The sequence below is a fragment of the Ruegeria sp. YTSC004 genome (assembly GCF_059609805.1).
Genome location: NZ_JBXWMJ010000002.1, coordinates 624,573 through 637,172, shown reverse-complemented (window position 1 = coordinate 637,172; position 12,600 = coordinate 624,573). Strand labels below are relative to the sequence as shown.

At 57.8% G+C, this 12,600-nt stretch carries 14 protein-coding genes; 10 read left to right on the top strand and 4 right to left on the bottom strand.

Going from position 1 to position 12,600, the window contains the following annotated elements:
* Nucleotides 1–162 precede the first annotated feature (162 nt).
* On the bottom strand, nt 163–1,200 hold the full coding sequence (locus AC2FFP_RS06860; protein WP_496766852.1) for a helix-turn-helix domain-containing protein: 1,038 nt from the start codon (nt 1,198–1,200) through the stop codon (nt 163–165).
* A gap of 150 nt (nt 1,201–1,350) precedes the next feature.
* On the opposite strand from AC2FFP_RS06860, the gene AC2FFP_RS06855 reads away from it, so the two are divergent.
* The 6 genes from AC2FFP_RS06855 to ribD all read left to right on the top strand — a co-directional run bounded on the left by AC2FFP_RS06855 (nt 1,351) and on the right by ribD (nt 5,049).
* Complete coding sequence (locus AC2FFP_RS06855) at nt 1,351–1,899, top strand: thiol-disulfide oxidoreductase DCC family protein (RefSeq protein WP_496766851.1); 549 nt, start codon at nt 1,351–1,353, stop codon at nt 1,897–1,899.
* Nucleotides 1,900–2,448 carry a DUF4166 domain-containing protein gene (locus AC2FFP_RS06850; RefSeq protein WP_496781062.1) on the top strand — a complete coding sequence of 183 codons (549 nt, stop codon included), beginning with the start codon at nt 1,900–1,902 and terminating at the stop codon, nt 2,446–2,448.
* Nucleotides 2,449–2,526: 78 nt separating this feature from the next.
* Nucleotides 2,527–2,928, top strand: coding sequence for a hypothetical protein (locus AC2FFP_RS06845; RefSeq protein ID WP_496766849.1), 402 nt, complete (start codon nt 2,527–2,529; stop codon nt 2,926–2,928).
* Nucleotides 2,929–2,946: 18 nt separating this feature from the next.
* A complete protein-coding gene (locus AC2FFP_RS06840; RefSeq protein ID WP_496766848.1) occupies nt 2,947–3,360 on the top strand; it encodes a secondary thiamine-phosphate synthase enzyme YjbQ in 414 nt (137 codons plus the stop codon).
* A gap of 121 nt (nt 3,361–3,481) precedes the next feature.
* On the top strand, nt 3,482–3,952 hold the full coding sequence (gene nrdR / locus AC2FFP_RS06835) for a transcriptional regulator NrdR (protein WP_037307671.1): 471 nt from the start codon (nt 3,482–3,484) through the stop codon (nt 3,950–3,952).
* Nucleotides 3,949–5,049: a bifunctional diaminohydroxyphosphoribosylaminopyrimidine deaminase/5-amino-6-(5-phosphoribosylamino)uracil reductase RibD gene (ribD, locus tag AC2FFP_RS06830; RefSeq protein ID WP_496766847.1), complete on the top strand. Its 1,101-nt coding sequence runs from the start codon at nt 3,949–3,951 to the stop codon at nt 5,047–5,049. Before nrdR ends, ribD begins: the two co-directional genes overlap by 4 nt.
* Here ribD and AC2FFP_RS06825 read toward each other — a convergent pair.
* The 3 genes from AC2FFP_RS06825 to AC2FFP_RS06815 all read right to left on the bottom strand — a co-directional run bounded on the left by AC2FFP_RS06825 (nt 5,046) and on the right by AC2FFP_RS06815 (nt 9,555).
* Nucleotides 5,046–7,043, bottom strand: coding sequence for a capsule polysaccharide biogenesis protein (locus tag AC2FFP_RS06825; protein WP_496844032.1), 1,998 nt, complete (start codon nt 7,041–7,043; stop codon nt 5,046–5,048). The genes ribD and AC2FFP_RS06825 overlap by 4 nt on opposite strands.
* Nucleotides 7,043–8,176 carry a polysaccharide biosynthesis/export family protein gene (locus AC2FFP_RS06820; protein WP_496880843.1) on the bottom strand — a complete coding sequence of 378 codons (1,134 nt, stop codon included), beginning with the start codon at nt 8,174–8,176 and terminating at the stop codon, nt 7,043–7,045. Before AC2FFP_RS06820 ends, AC2FFP_RS06825 begins: the two co-directional genes overlap by 1 nt.
* Before the next feature lie 80 nt (nt 8,177–8,256).
* Nucleotides 8,257–9,555: a capsule polysaccharide biogenesis protein gene (locus tag AC2FFP_RS06815; RefSeq protein WP_496766844.1), complete on the bottom strand. Its 1,299-nt coding sequence runs from the start codon at nt 9,553–9,555 to the stop codon at nt 8,257–8,259.
* Between the two features lie 141 nt (nt 9,556–9,696).
* Between AC2FFP_RS06815 and AC2FFP_RS06810 the strand changes: the two genes are divergently transcribed.
* The 4 genes from AC2FFP_RS06810 (at nt 9,697) to nusB (ending at nt 12,551) form a co-directional block, all read left to right on the top strand.
* Nucleotides 9,697–10,284, top strand: a complete 588-nt coding sequence (locus tag AC2FFP_RS06810) for a riboflavin synthase (RefSeq protein ID WP_496781066.1) — start codon at nt 9,697–9,699, stop codon at nt 10,282–10,284.
* Nucleotides 10,285–10,396: 112 nt separating this feature from the next.
* Nucleotides 10,397–11,518, top strand: a complete 1,122-nt coding sequence (gene ribB, locus AC2FFP_RS06805; RefSeq protein ID WP_496880842.1) for a 3,4-dihydroxy-2-butanone-4-phosphate synthase — start codon at nt 10,397–10,399, stop codon at nt 11,516–11,518.
* 2 nt (nt 11,519–11,520) lie between these two features.
* Entirely contained in the window at nt 11,521–12,072 is a 552-nt protein-coding gene (locus AC2FFP_RS06800; protein WP_496880841.1) for a 6,7-dimethyl-8-ribityllumazine synthase, read from the top strand.
* Nucleotides 12,069–12,551 (top strand): transcription antitermination factor NusB, encoded by a 483-nt coding sequence (nusB, locus tag AC2FFP_RS06795; RefSeq protein ID WP_058274810.1) that lies wholly within the window; start codon nt 12,069–12,071, stop codon nt 12,549–12,551. The genes AC2FFP_RS06800 and nusB overlap by 4 nt, the downstream gene beginning before the upstream one ends.
* Nucleotides 12,552–12,600 lie beyond the last annotated feature (49 nt).

Here is a 12,600-nt window from a genome sequence, read left to right as displayed (position 1 = left end):
TCTTATCCGTTCACGCGTTGATCACGGTGACCGGTTCAAACCTCAAATTGGCGAGAACTCACAAGTCATGCGGCGATGTGGCCCCTATTTCTGCCTTGTCCACTCATGGGACAGGCCGGGGCGAGGCTGTGCCGCTGACGACCCCCGGCCACCCTTTCCGTGTTACGGTCCCAACCGAGTGCGGAACGTGCTGGGTGCCTGACCGGTCCAGCGTTTGAAGGCCGTAGAAAACGCAGGTTGATCCGCATAACCCAGCGAATAGGCGATTTCCGACAAGGGCATCCCGTTGGTGATAAAAGTCTGCGCCAGATCGCACCTCAAGTCTTCGACAATCTCACGATAGCTTGTGCCTTCATCATTCAACCGCCTGGCAAAGGTGCGCGGGCTCATCCCAAGGTTCGAGGCTGCGTCGTCCGCTTGAATAATCGCGCCGGGCATAGACCGGGTGATCAACCCCTCGACTTGCGCCCTGAGTTTTTGCGCGGGCTGGTCACTTTCGGCCTGAACCCTATCGCCATATGACAGAAGATGCTCGCGCAGAGAGGGGTCATATGTCGGCACCGGCAGATCCAATGAGGACAGCGTCAGTATTATTTCCAACCGCTCTGCACCAAAGGACACAGGAAAGCCCGCTAGTTTCTGAAACTCTTTTCCGGCTTCGCCGACCTCGTGCTGAAAGCGGATTTCTATGGGAAAGAAACTTGTCTGCGTTAACGAGCGAATGCGGGCGAGGGCCGCGAAAATCAAAAATTCGGTACGACGGTGATATCGGGCAAAACTGGCATCCTTCCAGTCGGCTTCGATTGAAGCAAAATTTCCAGAAACGCGCAGACTGAAGTATAACGCCGGGTCTATCATCCCGTGAAATCGCGACGAGTTTTCGATCACCTGCTTCAGATCACGCGAGTATTTACTGATATACGCCGTCAGGCTGGAGGACGACCTGAAGCCAAGCCCAGCACTGGCCGAAAAGGTGATGTCATTCAGCGCGTCGCAGGCGTAGCGGACAAACAACGCCTCTTTGTGCGCGCTATAGGCTGTTGCAGGTGGCGCAATGTCGCTGCGGCTCAGACCGGATTTGGCCAGCACGCGATCACCAATCGAAGGATCTTCTGCCCTTTGATCTAGTGTTTTGGACAACACTTGAATGCGGGCAATATCGACGTCCATGTTCAAACCCGAGTTAGCAGCGTATTTCATTTCGCGGCCTTTGTTCCGGCCGCTGTCATCTATTCAAATAACAATGGCAGAATTTCGCAAGCCTACAGTGGGTGTCATACGTATTTTCCGCGTGCTGTCGGGTTAAGCCTTGTGGGGATGAGGTCAGAGCCCAGGAAACTTGTCGCGCAGATGACCCGCGGCTCCCCGACACATATCAATTCGCAAAGATGGCCCAGTGTCGCATTGCCCGAAATGCGCAGTGATGCGAATGTGCGTCAAAACGGGATAGCGAGCGTAACTGGCATGACCAAACTGGCAACAGATGCGGCGGATGGTCAGGATTTCATCGTCTTTGACGGCGAATGCGCTCTGTGCTCGGGGTTTTTTCGTTTCATGGTTGCCCGGGACAAGGCGCAGCGGTTCAAATTTGCCACCGCGCAATCGCCTTTGGGACAAAGGCTATACAAAGAACTTGGACTGCCGACCCGGGATTTTGAAACCAATCTCGTTGTGACCGATGGCGTGGTGCATCAACGGTTGGATGCTTTCGCTGCCGCGATGCACAAGCTGCCAGGGTTCTGGCGTGCTCTTTCGATCTGCAAATACTTTCCAAGTATCATCAAAGACCCACTGTACTACGCGATCGCCAGAAACCGGTATGCCATCTTTGGACGTTCACCGACCTGCATGGTCCCGGACAAAGCTCTGCGGGCTCGTTTCCTGCCCGAGGGGTTCTGAGTGCAGCCTGATCCTTTTTTGCAAACGTTGCCGATGGGAACAAGCCTGCCCAAAGCGTTGCAGGCATTGCATAGTACGGGCGGGTTTTATTCCGGGCGATGTTCGGTCACGCCGGGCAGGGGATGGCTGGCCAAACTCGCGTTGCGCTTTGCCGGTATGCCGTTTGGGGGCGACGATATCCCGGTGCGGCTCGGCGTCGAGAAAGAAGGGAGCGCCTGGATCTGGACGCGCGATTTCGATGGTCACATCACCCGATCGCAGCTGACTTTGGACCAGGACATGGGATGCGTCCGCGAGCAGTTTGGACAGGTTTGCGTTTGGCTGAAACCGGTTGTTGCGAACGAGCGGTTAGAGATCCAGATCCTGCGCCTCAGCATGCTGCGAGTACCTTTCGCAAAGGTGCTTCTGCCGCAATCAAAGACCGTGGAATGGCAGGATGATGACGGACGATTCCGGTTTGATGTTGCGGCCCGAATGCCCTTTGTCGGGGACTTGATCCGGTACAAGGGCTGGCTTACGTACGATCACGCGCTGGCCAGCTTGAACTGAAATGATTGTGAACCAGCTTTGCCCGGTAAGAATGTATACTATTTGAAAAATTACCTCGAAGCGAATGAGAGTATGATTATGAAAAAGGTTATGACTTTGGCGGTTTCCGCCGCGATCTTGCTGACCGTGCCAGTGTCGTCGGCTTCGGCCGCACGAAACGGGTATCAGACGGTTTCAGTCAACAACATTGTGTTCGAAGTGATCCCGCGGGCACGACAGGATGTGGATGGGTATTGGTGCGCGGCTGCGGACTATGCGCGTCGAACTTTGGGTGCCGGTTGGCAGCAGCGAATTTACGTCTGGCGCGGCTATGGCCCCAGCGAAGCGACGGGTCGCCGCACAGCCGTTCAATTCTCGCTGCAGCAACCTACAAACGTTGCCCAGCAAAGCAGCTCGATCTCGGTCGGCTTTAAGGCTGGCGAAAGCATGTCGGTTCAGGGGGCAAACGGACGTTGCAACATCCGCCCGTTCCGCGACTGATCGAGGACTGATCGCCATATGCAGAACGAGTTTATTATTTCGACGAACGGACCAGGGTTGTACGAATTTACCCGGGACGTGCGCAACTGGCTTAACTCGGTCTCAGGCGATGGATTACTTACGCTTTTCGTACGACATACGTCCTGTTCGCTGACCATTCAGGAAAATGCTGATCCTGAGGTGCAAACAGATCTGCACGCATTTTTTGAACGTTTGGTGCCGCCGTCCGACAACCCCGCTATGGCCTATCTGCGCCATACCTACGAAGGCCCAGACGACATGCCCGCCCATATCAAGGCGGCTCTCTTGCCTGTTTCGCTTTCTGTTCCCGTGTCCGCGGGGCAACCGGTGCTGGGAACATGGCAGGGCATTTACCTGTTTGAACACCGCACCGCAGCGCATGTGCGAAAGGTCGCTGCGCACTTCGCCTGACCCCTTTATGTTGCGGTGGAAATTTCCGACTACCCAAATCCTAGCGGCTACCCTATAGTTGTGGATAAGTAAGTCGTAGTGCTTACAAAAAGAGGCGGAACCAGGGACGAGGAGACGGTGGATGCGCTGCCCGTTTTGCGGAAATATCGATACTCAAGTCAAAGATTCACGCCCGGCAGAGGATCACGTTGCGATCCGCAGACGCCGGTTCTGCCCTGCTTGCGGCGGACGTTTTACGACCTACGAACGTGTCCAACTGCGTGACTTGGTGGTCATCAAAACCAACGGCAAACGCGAAGACTTCGATCGGGACAAGTTGGAGCGTTCGATCCGCATTTCGATGCAGAAACGCCCGATTGATCCGGAACGTATTGACCAGATGATTTCTGGAATTGTGCGTCGTCTGGAAAGCATGGGTGAGACCGACATCCCGTCCAGCAAAATTGGCGAGATCGTCATGGAAGCTCTGGCGCGGATCGACACCGTCGCCTATGTTCGCTTTGCGAGCGTATACAAGAATTTCCAGGCGGCCGATGACTTCGAGGAGTTTGTCCACGAACTGCGCCCGCCGCAGCCTTCGACGGACGAGTGAGCGAAACAGATAAGCGATATATGGCGCTTGCCCTGTCTTTGGGGCGGCGCGGTCAAGGAACGTGCTGGCCAAACCCAGCCGTCGGTTGCGTGATCGTGCGTGATGAGCGCATTATGGGGCGCGGCTGGACCCAGCCGGGTGGCCGCCCACACGCCGAACCCCAAGCGCTGGCACAGGCCGGAGACGCGGCGCGGGGTGCAACGGCCTATGTCACGCTTGAACCCTGCGCCCACCACGGCAAAACACCCCCATGCGCCGAGGGCCTGATTGCTGCCGGTGTGGCCCGTGTTGTCGCGGCCATCGAAGACAGCGATCCGCGTGTTGCGGGGCAGGGCTTTGCCATGCTGCGCGAGGCGGGGATCGAAGTTGTCACCGGTGTTCTGGCCGACCAAGCAGCCCAGGATCTTGCGGGGTTCTTCCTGAAAACCGAACAGGGGCGCCCTTTCGTCACCCTGAAACTGGCCAGCAGTTTTGACGGGCGCATTGCCACCGCGACGGGGCATAGCCAATGGATCACCGGCCCAAAGGCGCGGCGTGCGGTGCATGCCATGCGTGCGCGTCATGATGCGGTGATGGTCGGGGCGGGAACCGCGCGCGCCGATGACCCATCCCTGACCGTTCGGGATATTGGGGTCGACGCTCAGCCTGTGCGAATTGTGGTCTCGCGCCATTTGGACATTCCCTTATTGGGGCAGCTGGCACGCACTGCAGCAGAGGTTCCCGTTTGGCTATGTCATGGCCCATCCCCGGATGCCGAGCGTGCCCGCGCGTGGGAAGGGCTGGGCGCGCGCTTGCTGCCCTGCGCGCTGGACGACCACCAGATCGATGCAGCGGACTTGTTGCAGCGGTTGGGTAAAGCAGGTCTGACCCGCGTGTTCTGCGAGGGCGGAGCGGCTTTGGCCGCGTCGTTACTTGCCGCGGATATGGTCGATGAATTGGTCGGGTTCACCGCCGGGCTTGCAATCGGTGCCGAAGGGTTGTCAGCCATCGGTACGCTGGGGCTGGACAAGTTGGACAATGCCCCGCGTTTTGAGTTGATCGAGACCCAGGTCATCGGGCCGGACATCATGCACCGTTGGGCGCGGGTGCTGCGTTAACGACGCCAGATATGTGCATGGGTCGCGAATGCGCCTTGTAGTTTTGACAGAACTCGAAGCAGTGGACCGCCTGCGGGTGCAGAACCTTGTGACAGCCGTTCAACCGCAACTTCTACGGGGCAGGGCTCACCTGTCGCAGGGTCCAAATACCGGGGATAGTCGATCAGCGCCGCGTGGACCAAACCTAAAACCGGTGGTCGAGCGCCCCTGCGGACTGGGACGGTTCCCAAATCGTTTGTCAGCCCCCAACCCGCATAGAAAGGCGCGCCCAGGGTGGTAACACTGACACCGCGCATCAAAGCCTCAAACCCCAGCAATGAGGTCATGGTCCAGACTTCTTGGACCTGCGGCAGCAGAGCTGCCGGGTCGCAATGGGTGGCGATGACATCGGCGAGGTCTGCGGCCTCGATTGCCCCATCGCGCAAGCCTGCTTCGACATCGGGGTGCGGTTTGTAGACCAGAATGGCGTTTGGGTTTGCCTCGCGCACGGCGCGCAACAGATCGGCATTTGTGCGAACAGTGCTGGTGCCCAACTGGATTGAAGCATCGTCTTCGACCTGACCGGGCACCAGTATGCGATGCCCAACTGGCAAATCCGGGGTGCCGACCCCTGTGTTGTACTTGGTGATTTGGGCGGAGACGATTTGCGCGATCAACCTTTCGACACGCAATTCCTGATCTAGCCGCAGAGTTTCCCGGGCGGCAATAAACCCTTCCAGTTGGCTGGGATGCGTCGGGTCGTAGTAAATCCCCTGATTGTCCGTTGCCAATGACAGGGGCGGAACAAGATCTGCGCCCAGCCCGCGCGAGCGCAGAAATCCATCTTCGACCCGGACGGCACTTTCCGTGCCCGTGGCTTTATTTGCCCAGACCATGTGAGGGCGATCTGATTGCGCTGGTCGATCGTCAGTGAAGAGGACCGTTTTCTCGCGCCCAAACATCCGTTGCAGGTGTTTGCGTTTCCACAGGCGCATACCCGAGGCGGTCCATCCCTTGTGATCCTGCCGCCAGGCGCGGGTTCTCGCCTCAAGCGTGTCCAGAATGGTTTCCAACTCGCACAGCTGGTCCCGGTATGGATCGTACCAGGTTGGATAGAGGATCATCGCTGCAGCAAACAATTGCGCGCGCGTCAGGTTGCGTTGGCGGCGTGGCAGGTGTGCTTCATCCTGCGTCAGCCCCCAGCCTGCATAGAAGGGCTGGCCGAAAACACGCGGTTTATGCCCGGCCAAAATTGCCTCGAACCCCATCTGTGAGGATAGGGTGTAAACGCCAACCGCACCTTCCAACAAAGACCACGGGCTGACCGGTGTGCTGATGACCGAGACGCGATCGGATTGGTCAGCGGTGGAGAAATAACCTGAACGATGCCCGGCGATGGTGTCGGGATGTGTCTTGATCAGAACTTTGGCGCCGGGATTCTCTTCCTGCGCCATGACCAGCATTTCGCGAAACCGGGCCTCATCCCCGGCGCTGGCCGTCACAGCCGCGTCGTCGCGGACCTGATCAACCACCAGTACATAGCCAGGGTCAGGGGGCGGAGCGGTCAGATCAAAGGCCGAGTATTTGCTAAGATGCAGCTCGCGCATCCGTTCGATCCCGCCTCGTGCGCGGTTTAGCAGGGCGGTGTCATCCAACGGATGAGTGGCCAATAATGTTTCCAGATCGGACGTCTGGGCCGCGTCGAAATGCAGTCCGGACCGATCAAGCAACAGGCCAAGAGGCGGCTCTCCGCTGCGACCTGGATGCAAAGACCGAAGAAAGGCGTCTTCAACGCGCAGCACCGGGGCATTGTGCCGATCCGCGACAGCAAGGCCGCGATGGGCCGTCGGGCTATTGCCCCAAACCCCGACGGCATCACCGCCTTTTGGCAGGCCAATCCGGATGTCGTAACCGGACAGGGACAGTATTCGGCGAATTCGGCGGGATGTCAGGAAACCACCATTGTAGACAAGCAGCCGGGTGCGTTCAGACCCGGCTGTTGTTTCAGGCGACATCAGTTGCCTGTCAGCGTGGCGACATTGGCCAGCGGAGTAAGGCCGCCGGAGATCAGGGAAATAGACTTTGTCCACTGCGCATATGGTGCTTCGGTCACATAGATTGTGTCATCGTCACGGATCACGAAATCCCGTGCAATGAAAAGCCCGTTGGGGGCCGTCAGGTTCAGCAGGTAAATCATGCGCTGATCGCCCTGCAGGTCCGAACGCCCCATCACTGAACGAGCAATGTCCTGACGTTCCTTTCGCAACACGAAAATGCCGGTCGGATCCGAGGACAGGGGCAGCAATCCGCCAACCTGCGCCAAGGCTTCGAGCGCCGAAAGGTCCTGAGTGTCAAATGCAACCCGAGACTGACCACCGGTTGCGCCAAGTGCAATGTACGACCGGCTGTCGGCTTCAACCAGAATGCGATCCCCGCCACGCAGTGCGACATCCAGCTTGGGGTTGCTGAACAGATCGTCGTACCAGACTGTCCCTTTTTGGTTGCCCCTGAGCAGCGTCACAAGCGCTATGTCGGAACCAACGGATACGCCACCCGCACGTGACAGCATGCCTGAGAGGGTACGGGTAGGAAGTTCAATTGGATAGATCCCCGCCGACCCAATGCTTCCTGTTAGTGAAACGGTCGCACCATCTCCCGCAGCCCGGCGGACTTCAACTTGAGGGTCAGGCGTCTGATCCTGCAATTTTTCAGTAATTATTCGACGCAGTTGCTCGGGCGTGTTTCCAGAGGCGCGCACACGCCCTGCATAGGGCACAAAGATGAAGCCATCGGCGTCAACCTGAACCTCATTGAGTGATGTGGCAGAGCTGACGTCACCTGACAGCAGACCATCATCGACATTTTCCCAGATCGTCAATCCCAACACGTCGCCAGGGCGAACGGTATCCGCCGTCAGGCTCTGCGCGCTGGTGAAGGAGGACGAAAAACCGAATTGGGGGATTTTTGATGTCGCTCGCGCGATTCTGTCATCCACCTCAACGACGAAGGCATTGCCACCATTTTCCACTGAACCGGCCAGAATCTCGGATTTGTTGGGGCCAGATTTAGGGAGCTGGCACGCGGCCAGTACACCACATACAGCCACAAGGGCGGCCCCTCGCACCCAGCGAATTGGAAAGCACTGCACTGCCGATTATCCTCAGTCGTCTTTTGTTTGCGTCAAGTTAACTTGTTCGGGGTCCAACATCCAGCACCAACCAACCCGGCTTAATCGACGAGTTTCAACTGTGGCGTCGACGCCTCGTTGTCGGACAGAACGGACTGATAGGGGTCATGCGCCTGCAGCAGCATGTCGGTGGCGCGGCGCAGCAGTTGCCGTCGCCCACGCAGCGAATAAAAGCCGCCGGGTAACTGGCTGGTTTTCAATAGAAATTTCCGGTAAGCTTGGTAGGATTCGTGGTCTGGTACGTCCGGGTCGGCAAAGAACTGGGCAATGGGTTGTTGCGAGACAAACTCGGGTTTGTCGTAGACGGACTTTCCAAAACTGCGCAACGGGATTCCGCGCCACAAAACTTGTTGACCGGCTGTGGAATTGATCGTCACTGCTGTGTTCGCGTCATCCAGCAATCCGGCCAGTTTGCCGCCGGGAACGTAGTGCACGCGATCCGCCACTTGGTGCGCGCGGGCTATTTCGCGCGCCTTGCGGCGCAGCGGCTCGCGGTGGTTTTCGAGCGGATGTTCCTTCAGAACCAGAAGGTGATGGGCCGGAGCGCCTTTGGCGAAACCTGATATGACATGCTTCAGAAAATCCGACATGCAGGTATAGTTTGAATGGGCCTGCACCGAACTGTCATGACCCAGTTGCAACAGGGCCAAGTGATAGGGTGCACCGTTTTGCCGAACGCGCATGGTGGCCCAGCGACGCCTAATCCTGTGGAAAGGCATCAGTGCAAGTCGTTTGAAGTACAGGCGAAACTCTTTTGAAACAGGCAATTCCCGGTGCGTCTTGAAGTTGGAGTACCTCCGGTTAAGGAACAGGACAAACCAGTGATAAAGCGCGCCGTAGAATATGTGTTGCCGCATATCGCCCCAATGGGATGGTGGCGGTGGAACCAGCGCCTCGGACTGGTCAAGCGCATCCTGCATCTGCGCGACGTCCAAAGACATCAGTCGTGAGTGTCCATTTGATCCGTTCCGTTCGTAAGTGACCCACCACGGGCGCAGATACCCCTCTTCGAAAACATGGACAGTCACTCCCATTTCGCGCGCAATATCCACAGCATTGGCATGAACCGGACGGGTGTCGCCGTATAGGACGATATCTGTGACCGACTGTGACCGGATCAGTTCCCTAAGGGTTTCGGGCCATTGCTCGGAATTGTCCAAAAACGGGATGTAGGTGCTGCGGTCAAACCAGAACGCCTGATCGCCCGCATTAAACCCCACGCGCAAAACATCAGCCCCGGCGGCGCGCAAAGCGCGTGCCAGTGCGCTAAAGAAAGGGCCATGCGGTCCCTGCAAAAACAGGAATACACGGCGATGCGAGCGCGAGGTGAGTGGATGCATCCGGGACTGCTCTTTATCGTTTGGTACCAAAATTATGCCTGTATACATCAATCCGGGCAAGGCAGGGCTTGCCCGCAGCGTTTCTTGGGCTTACCTCGGCGGTTACACATACGCACAGGTTATAAGCTAAGGGTGAAAGCAATGTTCACAGGGATCGTCACCGATATCGGAATTGTTACCGAGTTGGACCAGCAAGGGGATCTGCGTGCCCGGATCAAAACGGGCTATGACACTGTGGGTATTGATATTGGCGCATCCATCGCCAGTGACGGCGTCTGTCTGACCGTGATCGCCATTGGGGATGATTGGTACGATGTGCAGATCAGCGCCGAGACGGTGTCGAAAACCAATCTGAACACATGGCAAGTTGGCAAACGCGTGAACCTTGAACGCGCCCTCAAGGTTGGGGACGAACTGGGTGGGCACATCGTTTCCGGTCATATCGACGGCGTGGCCGAGGTTGTTGCCCTGCAGGACGAAGGCGACAGCACCCGTGTAACGTTGCGCGCGCCCAAGGAATTGGCCCGCTTTGTCGCGCCTAAAGGATCAGTTGCGCTGAACGGAACCTCGCTGACGGTAAATGATGTCGACGGTTGCGATTTCGGGATCAATTTCATCCCCCACACCAAAGAAGTGACGACCTGGGGCGATGTCTCGGTCGGAGATCAGGTAAACCTTGAGATCGACACGCTGGCCCGCTACGTCGCCCGCTTGGCTGAGATGTCCTGAACCACAGTTTGAGACGTCGCGTTTCGGCGGAGTGTAGCAGCAAGCGCTCTGGTATTTGAGCGCTTGGTGGTCTATCCAGCCGTCCAGACACGCTCTTGTGAAAGGCTGCCCCATGAGCTTTGAAACCCCCGGTCCCGTCGAGGCCCAGCTGCGCGACGCGATCAGCCCGATTGAAGATATCATCGAAGAGGCGCGCAAGGGCCGGATGTATATTCTGGTCGATCATGAAGATCGCGAGAACGAGGGTGATCTGGTCATTGCGGCCGAGTTTGCGGATGCCGAGGCGATCAACTTTATGGCCACCCACGGGCGCGGGCTGATCTGCCTGCCGATGACAGCAGAGCGCGTCGAAGCCCTTGGCCTGCCGATGATGGCCGTGAACAACTCATCCCGTCACGAAACCGCATTCACCGTGTCCATCGAGGCGCGCGAAGGCGTATCAACCGGCATCTCGGCAGCAGATCGCGCGCTGACCGTTGAAACGGCGATCAACGAGCAAAATACGATGGCGCACATCGCGACACCGGGTCATATCTTTCCGCTGCGCGCCAAGCGGGGCGGGGTGCTGGTGCGCGCCGGTCATACAGAGGCGGCGGTCGATATCTCTCGGCTTGCCGGGTTGAACCCCTCAGGGGTGATTTGCGAGATCATGAAGCCTGACGGCACTATGGCACGTCTGCCCGATCTGGTCGCGTTCGCCAAAGAACATGACATGAAGATCGGCACGATCAGCGACCTGATCACATATCGCTCGCGCAACGACAATCTGGTTGTCGAAACCTCGCGCAGGACGGTGGCGTCAGAATATGGCGGCGAATGGGAAATGCGCCTGTTCACAGATCAGACACATGGCATCGAACATGTCGTCATGATCAAGGGTGACATCACCACGCCCGAGCCGGTTTTGACACGAACCCATGCACTGCATGAAGCGCCTGATGTTCTGGGCCTGGGTCCAAAATCGCCGCAGGAACTGCCGCGTGCTATGGAAAAGATCGCCGCCGAGGGGCGGGGCGTAGTTTGCCTGTTTCGTGAACCGCGCAACGCGCTATACGCAACCGATGACGAAGGCCCGCGCACCATCAAGCAAACCGGTCTTGGGGCGCAGATCTTGTCCAAACTGGGCATCCAGGAACTGGTGCTACTGACCGATACACCGGAAACGAAATATCTGGGGCTCGACGCGTTTGGAATCTCCATCGTCGGAACCCGTTCCATTCTCAAGGATGATTGATCGTGGCTGAACAAGACAAACACGGCGTGCTGCCAACGCCGACATTCGACAAGCCTGTGAAACTTTTGATCGTGGTGGCCCCGTTCTATCGCGCCATTGCCGACAATCTGGTTACTGGTGCCAAGGCCGAGATCGAAGCCGCCGGCGGCACATGCGAAGTTGTTGAGGTTCCGGGCGCGCTGGAAATCCCGACCGCCATCGCCATGGCGGATCGCCAGTGCAACTATGATGGCTACGTGGCGCTGGGCTGTGTCATTCGTGGCGAGACCACGCATTATGAAACGGTGTGCAACGACTCGAGTCGGGCGATCCAGTTGATGGGTCTGCAGGGTCTTCTTATTGGAAATGGCATCCTGACGGTCGAGAATGACGATCAGGCCGAAGTACGCGCAAATCCCGAAAAGATGAATAAAGGCGGTGGTGCGGCCGCTGCGGCCTTGCATCTGATCGCACTCAGCCGTAAGTGGGGCTCTTCCAAAAAGGGCGTCGGGTTCAAGCCGCCGTCCGAGTCCATCCTTGTGGCGGGCGACAACAACGGACCCACAACAGCATGACCCAGACAGACGCGCCGAAACCGGCCAACCAGAAACGCCTGATGAAATCCGCCGCCCGGCTTTATGCCGTGCAGGCGCTGTTCCAGATGGAGCAATCGGGCCAAACGACGGAAGCAGTCGTGAACGAGTTTTTGGATCATCGGTTTGGCGCTGTCTATGAGGGTGAGGAAATGCTGGACGGCGATATCCGCGTGTTCCGCAAGTTGGTTGAAGACGCGGTGAATTATCAGGCGCCGATTGACCAGATGACCGACCGCGCTTTGGTCGCCAAATGGCCGATCGCGCGCATCGACCCGACCCTGCGCGCCACCTTCCGTGCAGCCGGGGCCGAACTGACCCAAGGCGATACGCCACCAAAGGTCGTCATCACCGAGTTCGTTGATGTGGCGCGCGCGTTCTTCCCGGAAGGTAAAGAACCGAAATTCGTCAACGCAGTTTTGGATCACATGGCCCGCGAAGCACAGCCAGAGGCGTTTTGAGTTAAGCCTTAGTCCAGTTGAATAAGGCGCAGCCACACAAAGCGCTGCG